This is a genomic window from Bacillus sp. C28GYM-DRY-1, from assembly GCF_030519405.1.
In the GTDB taxonomy this organism is placed as follows: Bacteria; Bacillota; Bacilli; order Bacillales; family Bacillaceae; genus Bacillus; species Bacillus spizizenii_A.
Genome location: NZ_JAUMKF010000003.1, coordinates 98428 through 113323 on the forward strand (window position 1 = coordinate 98428; position 14896 = coordinate 113323).

At 41.6% G+C, this 14896-nt stretch carries 14 protein-coding genes and 1 other annotated feature; of the genes, 12 read left to right on the plus strand and 2 right to left on the minus strand.

Translation table 11 applies throughout. The features are described from left to right. The first annotated feature begins 26 nt into the window (after positions 1–26). Both med and comZ read left to right on the plus strand, forming a co-directional pair. Positions 27–980, plus strand: a complete 954-nt coding sequence (gene med, locus Q3W56_RS04240; protein ID WP_268398651.1) for a transcriptional regulator Med — start codon at positions 27–29, stop codon at positions 978–980. A 14-nt stretch (positions 981–994) separates the two neighbouring features. After that, entirely contained in the window at positions 995–1186 is a 192-nt protein-coding gene (gene comZ, locus Q3W56_RS04245; protein WP_019713953.1) for a ComG operon transcriptional repressor ComZ, read from the plus strand. Positions 1187–1215: 29 nt separating this feature from the next. Here the strand turns inward: comZ and yjzB are convergent, their stop codons facing one another. After that, positions 1216–1437 (minus strand): spore coat protein YjzB, encoded by a 222-nt coding sequence (gene yjzB, locus Q3W56_RS04250; protein WP_019713954.1) that lies wholly within the window; start codon positions 1435–1437, stop codon positions 1216–1218. 170 nt (positions 1438–1607) lie between these two features. Between yjzB and fabH the strand changes: the two genes are divergently transcribed. The 9 genes from fabH to Q3W56_RS04295 all read left to right on the plus strand — a co-directional run bounded on the left by fabH (position 1608) and on the right by Q3W56_RS04295 (position 11463). Continuing rightward, positions 1608–2546 (plus strand): beta-ketoacyl-ACP synthase III, encoded by a 939-nt coding sequence (gene fabH, locus Q3W56_RS04255; protein WP_019713955.1) that lies wholly within the window; start codon positions 1608–1610, stop codon positions 2544–2546. 24 nt (positions 2547–2570) lie between these two features. Continuing rightward, entirely contained in the window at positions 2571–3812 is a 1242-nt protein-coding gene (gene fabF / locus Q3W56_RS04260; protein ID WP_302894613.1) for a beta-ketoacyl-ACP synthase II, read from the plus strand. 75 nt (positions 3813–3887) lie between these two features. Further along, positions 3888–4673 (plus strand): DUF2268 domain-containing putative Zn-dependent protease, encoded by a 786-nt coding sequence (locus Q3W56_RS04265; protein WP_019713957.1) that lies wholly within the window; start codon positions 3888–3890, stop codon positions 4671–4673. Between the two features lie 189 nt (positions 4674–4862). Beyond that, positions 4863–5849 (plus strand): oligopeptide ABC transporter ATP-binding protein AppD, encoded by a 987-nt coding sequence (gene appD, locus Q3W56_RS04270; protein ID WP_302894614.1) that lies wholly within the window; start codon positions 4863–4865, stop codon positions 5847–5849. Beyond that, positions 5846–6835 (plus strand): oligopeptide ABC transporter ATP-binding protein AppF, encoded by a 990-nt coding sequence (gene appF / locus Q3W56_RS04275; protein ID WP_019713959.1) that lies wholly within the window; start codon positions 5846–5848, stop codon positions 6833–6835. The genes appD and appF overlap by 4 nt, the downstream gene beginning before the upstream one ends. Positions 6836–6922: 87 nt before the next feature. Further along, a complete protein-coding gene (locus tag Q3W56_RS04280; protein ID WP_302894615.1) occupies positions 6923–8551 on the plus strand; it encodes a peptide-binding protein in 1629 nt (542 codons plus the stop codon). Between the two features lie 74 nt (positions 8552–8625). After that, positions 8626–9576 (plus strand): ABC transporter permease, encoded by a 951-nt coding sequence (locus Q3W56_RS04285; RefSeq protein WP_268398668.1) that lies wholly within the window; start codon positions 8626–8628, stop codon positions 9574–9576. 15 nt (positions 9577–9591) lie between these two features. After that, entirely contained in the window at positions 9592–10506 is a 915-nt protein-coding gene (gene opp4C, locus Q3W56_RS04290; protein WP_302894616.1) for an oligopeptide ABC transporter permease, read from the plus strand. Between the two features lie 204 nt (positions 10507–10710). Beyond that, positions 10711–11463, plus strand: a complete 753-nt coding sequence (locus Q3W56_RS04295) for a YjbA family protein (RefSeq protein WP_302894617.1) — start codon at positions 10711–10713, stop codon at positions 11461–11463. A gap of 33 nt (positions 11464–11496) precedes the next feature. Here the strand turns inward: Q3W56_RS04295 and trpS are convergent, their stop codons facing one another. Beyond that, positions 11497–12489, minus strand: coding sequence for a tryptophan--tRNA ligase (gene trpS, locus Q3W56_RS04300; protein WP_029317020.1), 993 nt, complete (start codon positions 12487–12489; stop codon positions 11497–11499). A gap of 58 nt (positions 12490–12547) precedes the next feature. Then, positions 12548–12761, minus strand: a binding site (T-box leader). A 471-nt stretch (positions 12762–13232) separates the two neighbouring features. Between trpS and oppA the strand changes: the two genes are divergently transcribed. Then, positions 13233–14870 carry an oligopeptide ABC transporter substrate-binding protein OppA gene (oppA, locus tag Q3W56_RS04305; RefSeq protein WP_302894618.1) on the plus strand — a complete coding sequence of 546 codons (1638 nt, stop codon included), beginning with the start codon at positions 13233–13235 and terminating at the stop codon, positions 14868–14870. The last annotated feature ends 26 nt before the right edge of the window (positions 14871–14896 follow it).

The following is a 14896-nucleotide window of genomic DNA, read 5'->3' on the forward strand; positions in this document are numbered from 1 at the left end:
GCTTGTCAAAAGGAGTTGAACATGACTTGATCACAAGGCTTGTCATGATCTTTTCTGTCCTCCTTTTATTAAGCGGTTGTGGACAAACTCCGTTTAAAGGAAAAATTGAGAAGGTCGGCATGCTCTTTCCTGATACGATTAATGACCTCGTATGGGGCACAAAAGGGTATAAAGGATTACTGAATATACAATCAAAATACAATGTGGATGTCTACTATAAAGAAGGCATTAAAACAGATGAAGATATTATAAATGCGATTGAGGATTTTCATAAGCGGGGCGTTAATCTTCTCTATGGCCATGGGAGTGAATACGGAGAGGTGTTTAACTTGGTCAGCGAAGATTATCCTGATATGGAATTCGTCATTTCTAATGCTAAAGCAAAAGCTGATAATGTGACGAGTGTCCATTTTAGTGGCGAAGCAATGGGTTTCTTTGGAGGAATGACAGCTGCCCATATGTCGAAAACGAATCAAGTCGGCGTGATTGCTTCTTTTACGTGGCAGCCCGAGGTTGACGGTTTTATCAAAGGGGCCAAATATGAAAATCCGGATATAGAAGTAAACACAAAATATACGGATCATTGGGATGATGATACGACAGCAGTAAAGCTTTATCAAAAAATGAAGAACGAAGGCGCAGATGTTGTGTATCCCGCCGGAGATGGGTATAATGTTCCTGTCATTCAGCAAATCAAAAAAGACGGCCTTTATGCCATCGGTTACGTCACAGATCAATCGGATCTCGGCGAGAATACCGTTTTAACCAGCACGGTGCAAAATGTGGACAAGGCTTATGAAATCATCGCTGAGCAATTCAATAAAGGCACCCTCGAAGGCGGCGATCATTACTACGACCTCAAAACGGGGGTTGTTGAAATGGGAACATTCAGCCCGCTTGTCGATAAAGACTTTCAGCAAAGAATCGCCAAGCTGATCAAAACGTACAACAAAACAGGCGAACTGCCAAAAAACGAGTAATGGAGTGACGTTACATGCAGCATGAAAAATCACTTGAGTTCTTGCAAATTGCCATGAAGTATCTGCCTGAAGCGAAAGAACAGCTTGAAAAATCAGGCATTGAGCTGTCGATGGAGGCCTTACAGCCGTTTATGAATTTATTTACAACGGTAATGGCGGAAGCTTATGAGCTTGGCAAGTCTGACGCAAAATCTGAAACCGAATAAAAAGAAGCCACTTTTTCGAAAGTGGCTTTTCACTTGATTTTCTTTTTAATAGCGGTAACCATAGGCGCGAGCTCTTTGAGAGCGGGCTTAATTTGATCGATAGAGTTCATAATCGAACCGATTTGGTTCATAATATACATGTAATCAATCGTCTCTTCTTTGTTTGTACGGGAAACCTCCTCCTCCACTTCTTCCTTCTCTGGGTTTTGTTTTGCGTTATCGCCGAACATCATCTTTGAAAATATATCCACTGTATACGCCTCCTTTTCCATATACCATACTGTATGAGTAAGATGAACTGATAGTTTAGACGAATATATTGCCATGTGAAAAAAAATAGGATAGAATTAGTACCTGATACTAATAATTGATCACAACCTGATTGATCTTCTAAATTTACTATATAAAGGAGTCTTCCCTTATGAAAGCTGGAATACTTGGAGTGGGACGTTATATCCCTGAGAAGGTTTTAACAAATCATGATCTTGAAAAAATGGTTGAAACTTCTGACGAGTGGATTCGTACTAGAACAGGAATAGAAGAAAGAAGAATTGCCGCAGACGACGTCTTTTCATCACATATGGCTGTTGCAGCCGCAAAACAAGCGCTCGAACAAGCCGAGGTGGCTGCTGAGGATCTGGATATGATCCTGGTTGCAACTGTTACACCTGATCAGTCATTTCCTACGGTCTCTTGTATGATTCAAGAACAGCTCGGCGCGAAGAAAGCGTGCGCTATGGATATCAGCGCGGCTTGTGCGGGCTTTATGTACGGGGTTGTCACCGGTAAACAATTTATTGAAGCCGGAACGTACAAACATGTCCTTGTTGTCGGTGTAGAAAAGCTCTCGAGCATTACAGACTGGGAAGACCGCAACACAGCCGTTCTGTTTGGTGACGGAGCCGGCGCTGCGGTAGTCGGACCAGTCAGTGATGACAGAGGGATCCTATCATTTGAACTTGGAGCAGACGGCACAGGCGGTCAGCACTTGTATCTCGATGAAAAACGACATACAATCATGAATGGACGAGAAGTTTTTAAATTTGCAGTCCGCCAAATGGGAGAATCATGTGTTAATGTCATCGAAAAAGCCGGACTCTCAAAAGAAGACGTCGACTTTTTGATTCCGCATCAGGCGAACATCCGCATCATGGAAGCTGCACGTGAGCGTTTGGAGCTTCCTGTCGAAAAGATGTCTAAAACCGTTCATAAATATGGAAATACTTCTGCCGCATCCATTCCGATTTCTCTCGTAGAAGAATTGGAAGCCGGTAAAATTAAAGATGGCGATGTGGTCGTCATGGTAGGATTCGGCGGAGGATTAACTTGGGGCGCCATTGCAATACGCTGGGGCCGATAAAAAAAGGTGAGAGGTGCACACAAGATGAGTAAAAAAAGAGTAGTTGTTACAGGGCTCGGAGCATTGTCTCCGCTTGGCAACGATGTCGATACAAGCTGGAATAACGCAATCAACGGTGTATCCGGAATCGGTCCGATTACTCGTGTTGATGCTGAAGAATATCCGGCAAAAGTTGCCGCTGAATTGAAAGACTTCAATGTTGAAGATTATATGGATAAAAAAGAAGCCAGAAAAATGGACCGTTTTACACAATATGCGGTTGTAGCTGCAAAAATGGCGGTTGAAGACGCTAATCTTCACATTACCGATGAGATTGCGCCAAGAGTCGGTGTGTGGGTAGGCTCCGGTATCGGAGGACTCGAAACACTAGAGTCTCAATTTGAAATCTTCTTAACAAAAGGACCAAGACGTGTTAGCCCGTTTTTCGTGCCAATGATGATTCCTGATATGGCGACAGGCCAGATTTCGATTGCATTAGGAGCAAAAGGGGTTAACTCTTGTACGGTTACAGCATGTGCAACAGGAACGAATTCTATCGGTGACGCGTTTAAAGTCATTCAGCGCGGGGATGCAGACGCTATGATCACAGGTGGAACAGAAGCGCCGCTGACAAGAATGTCATTCGCGGGCTTCAGTGCCAACAAAGCGCTGTCTACTAATCCAGACCCGAAAACAGCAAGCCGCCCGTTCGATAAAAACCGTGATGGCTTTGTCATGGGTGAAGGAGCAGGTATTATCGTTCTTGAAGAACTTGAGCATGCACTTGCACGCGGGGCCAAAATTTATGGAGAGATCGTTGGTTACGGCTCAACGGGAGACGCTTATCATATCACAGCACCTGCCCAAGACGGTGAAGGCGGAGCGAGAGCGATGCAAGAAGCCATTAAAGATGCGGGAATTGTGCCTGAAGAAATTGATTATATCAATGCTCACGGCACAAGCACGTATTACAACGACAAATACGAAACTATGGCGATTAAAACCGTATTCGGCGAGCATGCGCATAAACTTGCGGTAAGCTCTACAAAATCGATGACAGGCCACCTCTTAGGAGCAGCTGGCGGTATTGAAGCGATTTTCTCTATCCTTGCTATTAAAGAAGGTGTGATTCCGCCGACAATCAATATTCAAACACCAGACGAAGAATGCGATTTAGATTATGTGCCAGATGAAGCCCGCAGACAGGACCTCAATTATGTTCTCAGCAACTCATTGGGATTCGGCGGACACAATGCAACATTAATCTTTAAGAAATACCAAGCATAATCACGCCAAACCGGCTGCCCCTAAAGGGTAGCCGGTTTTTTTTGTGCGCATAGGATAAAAAGAGGAGGCGATTACATGAGTGTGGAACAAACATATAGCTGGCTCGGGAAGGCTGCTTCAATAGATGATCTGGCCCATTACATCGTCCCGCTTTTTTCAGGTGCGGAGAAAAAGAACTGGAAAGGCATTCTGGGGCATCTCCAGCATCACGGGATGTTTAAAAACATAAAAGAGGGCATTCAGTCTGCTGCCAAGCTGAAAGATAAAGGTTTTTACGAGCATATTCAAAAGGAAGAACAGTACCTCAAAAACAAATGGCATGGTCCTGATGTGCCAATTGTCACACTGCCGGTTGATGAACAAAACAAGAGAATTCGTTTAGAATTCGGATCAAAATCAGGACTCGCCTTTCAAGACAAAGTGTTTCTCTTTCTCTCGTCAAATTTAGATCTCGCATCGGTGTCTGCTCTGATGACGCATGAATATCATCACGTTTGCCGGTTAGATCATCTGACAAAAGAGGAAAAGGATGTCACATTACTTGATACAATCATCATGGAAGGGCTGGCAGAATATGCTGTTTATGAGAGGTTCGGCCGAAGTCAAACGGCTGAATGGACGTCTTGGTATACCCCGGAGCAGCTGCAGGCTTTATATGAAAAAAAGATTGCGCCCCATCAGGATATCAAACGGGACAATCGATTATTCTCACAGCTGTTATTCGGTAAAGGATATCAGCCCAAAATGCTTGGATACGCCGTCGGATTCAATATTGTGAAAAAGTATTTAACGGTCAACAAAGCAAACACGGCAGACGGGCTGCCCATTCCTGCCGAAACCTTTTTGAATGCAACGCTTTAAAAGAATAAAATAATGGAATTTCGTTAATAATATTACATTTATCCTAAAAAATTCTTGATTTTGCAAAATGATTGTAATAATATACAACTATAAAATTTTTCGATAATTCAATATTATTTATTATTTCTGAATAAAGGAATTGCTTTCTCTTGAAAATGTTTGACAACAAGAGGGGGAAGGGGAGCTAGCATGAGCACACTTTTAGAAGTGAATAATTTAAAGACTTATTTTTTCAGGAAAAAGGAGCCGATCCCTGCCGTTGACGGAGTCGATTTTCACATCAGCAAAGGCGAAACCGTCGCGCTTGTAGGTGAATCAGGCTCGGGAAAAAGCATTACTTCTTTATCAATTATGGGCCTTGTCCAAAGCTCAGGCGGAAAAATCATGGACGGCTCTATTAAACTTGAAGACAAGGACCTCACCTCATTCACTGAAAATGACTATTGCAAAATCCGCGGAAACGAAGTATCCATGATCTTTCAAGAACCAATGACCTCCCTTAATCCGGTGTTAACGATCGGAGAACAAATTACTGAAGTGCTGATTTACCATAAAAACATGAAGAAAAAAGAAGCTCGCCAAAAAGCTGTTGAACTCTTGCAGATGGTCGGTTTCTCCCGGGCCGAGCAAATAATGAAAGAGTACCCGCACCGGCTGTCCGGCGGAATGAGACAGAGGGTGATGATTGCCATCGCACTCAGCTGTAATCCTAAACTGCTCATTGCCGATGAACCGACGACAGCGCTGGATGTGACAATACAAGCCCAGGTGCTGGAGCTCATGAAAGATCTCTGCCAGAAGTTCAACACGTCGATTCTTCTCATCACACACGACTTAGGTGTCGTGTCGGAAGCAGCCGATAGAGTGATTGTCATGTACTGCGGACAAGTCGTAGAAAACGCCACCGTTGACGACTTATTTTTAGAGCCGCTTCATCCTTACACAGAAGGACTGCTTACGTCGATTCCCGTCATAGATGGAGAGATTGATAAATTAAATGCGATTAAAGGCAGCGTGCCGACACCAGATAATCTGCCGCCGGGGTGCCGGTTTGCCCCAAGGTGCCCGAAAGCCATGGATAAATGCTGGACAAATCGGCCTGCGCTTTTGACGCACAAAAGCGGAAGAACGGTCAGATGCTTTTTATATGAGGAAGAGGGTGCCGAACAATCATGACAGCAGCTAATCAAGAAACAATCTTAGAGCTTCGTGACGTAAAAAAATACTTCCCGATCCGCTCAGGCCTTTTTCAAAGAAAAGTAGGCGATGTGAAAGCGGTGGACGGTGTTTCATTTTCATTAAAAAAAGGAGAAACACTCGGAATTGTTGGAGAGTCAGGCTGCGGGAAATCGACTGCCGGCAGGACGATGATCAGGCTGTACAAACCGACAGAAGGCCAAATCCTTTTTAAAGGGCAGGATATATCCAATCTGTCAGAGGAGAAGCTGCGGAAAAGTGTCCGCAAAAATATTCAAATGGTTTTCCAAGATCCATTTGCCTCTTTGAATCCAAGAAAGACGCTGCGTTCCATCATAAAGGAGCCGTTTCATACGCACCACATGTATACGATGCGTGAACGAAACGAGAAAGTCGAAGAATTGCTTGCGAGAGTAGGCCTTCACCCGTCGTTTGCCAGCCGTTATCCCCATGAATTTTCCGGCGGCCAGCGTCAGCGGATCGGCATCGCCAGAGCGCTTACATTGAATCCGGAGCTGATCATCGCAGATGAGCCGGTTTCCGCACTTGATGTATCCATTCAGGCCCAAGTGATTAACTTAATGGAGGAATTACAGGAAGAATTTAATCTGACGTATCTATTTATCTCTCATGATCTAAGTGTCGTCCGCCATATCAGCGACAGAGTCGGAGTGATGTATCTCGGCAAAATGATGGAACTGACCGGAAAGCATGAGCTTTACGACAATCCGCTACACCCATACACCCAAGCACTTTTATCATCCGTTCCGGTTACAAGAAAAAAAGGATCTGTCAAACGTGAACGCATCGTCCTGAAGGGAGAACTGCCGAGTCCGGCCAATCCGCCAAAAGGCTGTGTTTTCCACACAAGATGTCCTGTTGCAAAACCGATATGCAAGGAACAAATACCAGAATTTAAAGAAGCTGCTCCCAGCCATTTTGTGGCTTGTCACCTTTATAGCTAATGTTGCCCGCACAGCTTTGAGAGGGGGTATGCACACTACATAAACAACAGCTGAGAAGCACGAACATTTCAAGAGGGGGAATATTGAATGAAAAGACGTAAAACCGCACTGATGATGCTAAGTGTATTGATGGTTCTGGCCATCTTTTTATCAGCCTGCTCCGGATCAAAATCGAGCAGCAGCAGTGAGAAAAAATCAAACGGAAAACCTCAGCAAGGCGGGGATTTGGTTGTTGGTTCAACTGGGGAGCCAACTTTGTTTAATCCACTTTATTCAACAGATGTCTCCAGTTCAGATATTGAAGGGATGATCTATAGCACATTATTAGAAACAGATGAAAAATTAAATGTAAAGCCTGCGCTAGCCGAGAAAGTGACGGAATCCAAGGATGGGCTGACTTATAATGTCAAGATTAGAAAAGGTGTAAAATTTCACGATGGAAAAGAACTTACAGCGGATGACGTTGTTTTCACTTATAGCATACCTTTAAATAAGGACTATAATGGTGAACGCGGCTCTGGTTTTGAATCACTAAAATCTGTTACAAAAAAAGGTGATTATGAAGTCGAATTTAAATTAAAGAAAAAGGATGCGTATTTTTACAATGTTGTTTTAGATAGTTACGGTATTCTGCCTAAACATATTTTGGGGAAAGTACCAGTCGCTGAATTAGGTGAAAATGAATTCAACAGAAAAAATCCAATTGGTTCGGGTCCATTTAAGTTTGCTGAGTGGAAAAAAGGAGATTATGTAAAACTTGAAGCTAATGAAGATTATTACGGCGGAAGGCCATATTTAGATACAGTTACAGTAAAAACAATCCCGGATTCAAATGCAGCTGTTGCCCAGTTAAAGGCTGGAGATATTGATTTCTTTGTTGTTCCAGGTACTGATTTCGAGACAGTCAAGACATTTGATAATGTAGAAGTTAAATCAGATCTTGGTTTGAACTACAGTTATATTGGTTGGAATGAGAAAAATGAATTATTTAAAGACAAAAAAGTCCGCCAAGCTCTTACGCATGCACTTGATCGAAAAGCAATGGTAGATCAGGTGTTAAACGGTGATGGTGAAGTTGCAAACGTTCCTGAAAGTCCGCTATCTTGGAATTACCCGAAAAGTGATGTGCCTACATTTGATTACAATCCTAAAAAAGCTAAGAAACTATTGAAAGAAGCGGGATGGAAAGATACAGACGGAGACGGTTACCTTGATAAGGATGGAAAGAAATTTTCGTTTACCATTAAGACAAATCAAGGCAATAAAATGCGGGAAGATTTAGCGGTTGTTGTTCAGCAGCAACTTAAAGAAGTAGGAATTGAAGCAAAACCGCAAATAGTAGAATTTAGTGCTCTTATTGAACAGACAAATCCGCCAAATTGGGATTATGATGCGTTGTTGCTCGGATGGAGTCTAGCTACGTTCCCTGACCAATACTCGATCTTCCATTCAAGTCAGTCTGAAAAGGGCTTGAACAATATGTGGTATAAAAACCCTAAAGTAGATAAACTTTTAGTTGAAGCGAAGTCAATCACAGACAGAAAAGAATATCAGAAAAAATACGAAGAAATTTATAAATTGATTGCAGAGGATCAGCCTTATTCATTCTTATTTTATTACAATTACCATAGGGCAATCCCGACAAACATGCATGGCTATGTATTCCATCCAAAGAATGACTTATATCATATTGAAAAATGGTGGCTTGAACAATAATAAAGAAATCCCTAGAGAGGTAAGGATCAAGCATCCTTTCCTCTTTATCCTATTTTAGAAAAGGGGACAAGAATATGGTTACATATATTGTTCGTCGAACATTAATGTCTCTGCCAATTCTTTTAGGCATTACAATATTATCATTTGCGATAATGAAAGCGGCACCAGGTGACCCGATGTCACTAATGATGGATCCAACAATCAGTCAGGCTGACAGAGCGAAATTTATTGAAAAGTATGGACTCAATGACCCGGAACCTGTTCAATACTTAAAATGGCTAGGAAATATGCTCCAAGGTGACTTTGGGACATCTATTGTGAAAAAGGGTACACCAGTTTCTGATCTAATCCTTTCACGTTTACCGAATACTTTGGTGCTTATGGTGTTTTCAACTTTTCTTGCTCTTCTGATTTCAATTCCTTTCGGAGTTCTTTCCGCGAAACGCCCTTATTCTAAACTTGATTATGGTATTACTGTTACATCATTTTTAGGGCTGGCAATACCAAATTTCTGGTTCGGATTAATTCTTATTATGGTTCTTTCTGTAAATCTCGGCTGGTTTCCTACAGGGGGTGTCAGCACATTAAACGCTGACTTTAGCATTTTTGATAGGCTCCATCATTTAATTTTGCCTGCATTTGTTTTAGCAACTGCTGATATGGCCGGTATTACTCGATATACACGATCAAGTATGCTCGATGTATTAAAGCAAGATTATATAAGAACAGCTCGGTCAAAAGGGTTTAAAGAAAATAAAGTCATTTTCAAACATGGCTTGAGAAATGGCCTACTACCTGTTATTACAATTTTCGGATTAATGATTCCATCATTTATTGGTGGTGCTGTCGTGGTTGAGCAAATTTTTACTTGGCCGGGATTAGGGAAGTTATTTATTGATTCGGCATTCTCGCGAGATTATCCGGTTATTATGGCTATGACTGTTATTTCTGCTGTTTTGGTTGTACTGGGGAACTTGATTGCGGATATTTTGTATGCTTTAGTTGATCCGAGAATTGAATATTAAAAGGGGGAGACACATATGGCATATCCAAACACTGCAGCTCCCTCAAATGAGGTAAAGCTAAAAGAAAATATTGGAAAAAAACCAGAAACAATGACTAGGATCTTTTTTGAGAAGTTTTTCAAAAATAAGCTTGCTGTTGTCGGTGGCATCATTTTAACAGTTATCATTTTAATGGCGGTCTTTGCACCTTTTATTGCGCCATACTCGCCTGAGAGTCAATCTCTTTTAAATAAACTAAAACCGCCAAGCTCTCAAAATCTCATGGGGACAGATAAGTTTGGGCGCGATATATTTACAAGGGTGTTATACGGGGCTCGTGTGTCTTTGTTGGTCGGTTTTGTTTCAGTGATTGGTGCCATTACTATAGGTACCGTTGTGGGCGCATTAGCGGGGTACTTTAAAGGGATAGTAGATGCTGTATTGATGAGGATAGTCGATGTAGTCCTATCTATTCCGGATATTTTTCTTCTTATTACCTTGGTGACAATTTTTCAACCGGGGATGGATAAATTAATTTTAATTTTTTCTCTGACGGGTTGGACTACAACGGCTAGGCTTGTCAGAAGTGAGTTCTTATCTCTAAGGTCAAGAGAATTTGTATTGGCCGCTAAAACAATCGGCTCCAAAAATTATAAAATTATTTTTTCGCATATTTTGCCCAATTGTATCGGGCCGATTATTGTTTCCGCTACTTTAAAAGTAGGCAGTGTCATATTAGCTGAATCAACCTTAAGCTATTTGGGTTTCGGTATCCAGCCGCCAATCGCAAGCTGGGGAAATATGCTTCAGGATGCTCAAAACTTTACATTAATGATTCAAGCATGGTGGTACCCGTTATTTCCCGGGCTATTAATTTTAACGACTGTTTTATGCTTCAACTTTGTCGGTGATGGTCTGCGGGATGCATTGGATCCCAAAAATATTAAATGACAATGAGAATAATATCTGTTATAAAACATAACGAAATCAGAAGAAAAGCAGATCTCTTTTTGTTAGAAAATATACAAAGAGATCTGCTTTTTTGATTTTTACATAAACCCAGTAATTCCAGATTTCCTCAATCTCTTTGGAATAATTTCTCTATGCCTTGCCTATACTGTGGACAACAGTTTTTATAAAAGTGAGGGGTTAGAGATGTTATTTCTTCATGATGTGTGGGTCAATTGGTTTGAAGGGGAAGAAAATGGCTACAATGTATGCCACTTTCACGAATGGCGCAAGGAAGATACGGTTGAGCTTTTGGATCAGGTGCCGCTGTTAAGGGTGCCGTCGATACTGTTTCATTACATAGAAAACGATTTGTCTGAGCTTCCGAAAGGTTTGCTTGACGACGTACACCAGAAATCGTACATTCGGAAAAATCATGAGCGGACAAAGCTTGAGTATTGTTTTGTTGTAACAGACGGAATCGGCATTTTGGCTGTCGACACGATCGGCTACACAATCCCTGTCAGAAAAAGCCGTCTGATCCCAAGGCAGGAGCAGCTCGTTTATGAAATGGTAAAAGATGTAGAGCCTGTTACATATGAATTTGAGGCAAAGAAGCTGGAATCCTCTAAAGAATATCACATTTTATCATTAGCACCAGAGCATGTCAGAGGGCTGACAAGAAAAGAACGGCAAATCAAGCAGCTGATGTTTATGGCGCTGGATCAATTAAAAGGGTTGAAAAACCGCGCTGAAATCGGCTACTGGTACACAGAGTGGAACCCACATATGTATGAACAAATCAAACTGATGAGCTTTGAAGAGATTTGGGACATGCTGTATAACGAAACCATTGAGGGCTGGTCGGACAAGCATCTGGCATTTTGTGAAAACCTGATAAAAGGACAGCCTTTTTTCGAAAAGCTATGGGAAATGGAAAATGAATCAAAGGTAAACTGAAAAAAACCGCTCTTTATAAAGAGCGGTTTTTGTTTAGCGTCTTTTTCGGCCAAGACCCATGGCGTTCTCCATTTTTTTCAGCATTTTGTTCGCTGTCCGGTTCGCACGTTCCGCACCTTCATCAAGAATGCGATCTAATTCATCAGATTCAATCAATTCATGATAGCGGTCCTGGATCGGTTTTAATGCGTTAACCACGACTTCTGCCAAATCACCTTTAAACTCGCCGTAGCCTTTCCCTTCGTACTTTGCTTCAAGCTCTTCAATTGTCGTATTGCCGAGGATTGAATAAATCGTAAGAAGGTTGGAAACGCCTGGTTTGTTTTCTTTATCAAATTTTACAATGCCTTCAGAATCTGTCACAGCGCTTTTGATTTTCTTTTCAAGAAGCTTTGGCTCATCCAGCAAGGTAATATAAGATTTCTGGTTCGGATCGGATTTACTCATTTTCTTCAGCGGATCGTTTAGAGACATGATGCGTGCGCCGACTTTTGGAATTTTCACTTCCGGAACCGTAAAGATATCATTATATTTTTTGTTGAAGCGTTCTGCGAGATTTCGCGTCAGCTCAAGGTGCTGCTTTTGGTCCTCGCCGACAGGCACAAGGTCCGTTCCATACAAGAGAATATCAGCGGCCATCAGTGGCGGGTATGTTAATAAGCCGGAGACAACAGCTTCATTGCCTTTGGATTTGTCTTTAAATTGGGTCATCCGTTCAAGCTCGCCGATATATGCGACACACTGCATCATCCATCCGGCCTGAGCATGCGCGGGAACCTCTGACTGAATAAACAATGTTGCTTTTTCTGGATCAAGTCCGACAGCTAAGTAAAGTGCCGCCAGACTGCGGATATTCTTCCTTAGCTGAAGACGGTCTTGAGGCACGGTTATCGCATGCTGATCCACGATGCAAAAATAGCTGTTATAATCATGCTGCAGTTCGACAAACTGCTTCATTGCACCGATATAGTTGCCGAGCGTAACGGAGCCGCTTGGCTGAATGCCTGAAAAAATTGTTTGTTTCATGAAAACATCAACCTCATTTCTTAAAACATAATAAAAAAGGCTCATTCTTCCCCAAGAAAAAAGGGACGAATGAACCGTGGTACCACCCTGATTATTCCATTAAAATGGAATCACTCTGACGTTTTTAACGGAGACTGCTCCGGCTGAGCCTACTTTTTCGGTTTCGGTCAGCTGCTCCAAAGTCCATTCCACATTGCCTGTTATCTGCTCCCAGCACCGCAGACTCTCTTTAAACAGGTGAAATGTGTACTACTCTTTTTCATAGCACGCTTTTCTTTTGATTGCTTCATTATAAATCAATTATAACCAATTGTCATCAAGAAAAAACATTCTTTTATCCAGTAACATTGTAAAGATATAAATACCATAAGTGCTGTAAAACCCCTAAATGATAACTGCTATCAGCGTGAAAACAGCTAGATATTATATGTAAAAAGCAATATGGACAGAAAACTCATAAAATAGTTTTTAATCAATTTATGCTTTAAATGGTAGAAGGATATTATGTTGGTGGAAGAAAAACTAACGAAGTTCTAATATTTTAAATTGATAAAATAATATTGCAATAAATTATTTGTTTCATTATAATGAACTTGTTCACTCTATTGTTACAGCTTTTTTACAAAAATAATCAGAAAAGACGGAACAGAATAAAAGTTACGGAAACTCAGGTTCATTTGTCTGATATTTCTGAGGATTTAGCCGTAAGGAGCTGAAAAATTATTATTAGGGGGTTTGCGATAATGAATAAGCGTTGGTCGATTGTCACGTTGATGCTCATTTTCACTCTCGTGTTGAGCGCATGCGGCTTTGGCGGCAGCGGATCAAACGGTGAAGGGAAAAAGGACAGTAAAGGAAAGACGACACTTAACATTAATATTAAAACTGAGCCGTTCTCCTTACATCCGGGATTGGCAAATGATTCAGTATCAGGCGGTGTCATCCGTCAGACTTTTGAAGGATTGACACGCATCAATGCAGATGGTGAGCCTGAAGAAGGCATGGCTTCTAAAATTGAAACGAGCAAAGATGGAAAGACATATACATTTACCATTCGTGATGGTGTGAAATGGTCTAATGGTGACCCTGTAACAGCACAAGATTTTGAATATGCCTGGAAATGGGTGCTTGATCCTAATAACGAATCACAATACGCTTACCAGCTTTACTACATAAAAGGTGCTGAAGCGGCGAACAAAGGAAAAGGCAGCCTTGATGATGTGGCTGTAAAGGCTGTAAATGACAAAACGCTAAAGGTTGAATTAAATAACCCGACTCCATATTTCACTGAATTAACAGCGTTCTATACGTATATGCCAATCAACAAGAAAATTGCAGAGAAAAACAAAAAATGGAACACAAATGCCGGAGATGATTATGTATCGAACGGACCGTTCAAAATGACGGCATGGAAACACAGCGGTTCTATCACTCTTGAAAAAAATGACCAGTACTGGGATAAAGACAAAGTCAAGCTGAAGAAAATCGATATGGTGATGATCAACAATAACAATACTGAGCTAAAAAAATTCCAAGCTGGCGAACTTGATTGGGCCGGTATGCCGCTCGGACAGCTACCGACTGAATCTCTGCCTACCCTGAAAAAAGACGGTTCTTTACATGTTGAGCCGATCGCTGGTGTGTATTGGTACAAATTCAACATTGAAGCTAAGCCGTTAGACAATATAAATATCCGTAAGGCTTTAACATATTCTCTTGACCGTCAATCGATTGTTAAAAACGTTACACAAGGAGAGCAAATCCCGGCAATGGCTGCGGTGCCGCCGACAATGAAGGGATTTGAGGATAACAAAGAAGGCTACTTCAAAGACAACGATATCAAAACGGCAAAAAAATACCTTGAAAAAGGCCTGAAAGAAATGGGCCTAAGCAAGGCATCCGACCTGCCGAAAATCAAATTATCTTATAACACTGATGATGCACATGCGAAAATCGCTCAAGCCGTACAAGAAATGTGGAAGAAAAATTTAGGCGTGAATGTTGAGCTGGATAACTCAGAATGGAATGTATATATTGATAAGCTTCACAGCCAAGACTATCAAATCGGCCGTATGGGCTGGCTGGCCGACTTCAATGATCCTATTAGTTTCCTTGAATTGTTCCGTGACAAAGACGGAGGAAATAACGATACCGGCTGGGAAAATCCAGAATTCAAAAAGCTTCTGAACCAGTCACAAACAGAAACAGATCCAACAAAGCGTGCAGAGCTGCTGAAAAAAGCAGAAGGTATTTTCATTGATGAAATGCCAGTTGCCCCAATCTATTTCTATACTGATACTTGGGTACAGGATGAAAATTTAAAAGGTGTTATCATGCCAGGTACTGGTGAGGTTTATTTCAGAAACGCATATTTTGAATAAGGTTTCGTCTGAAAATAAAAGACCTC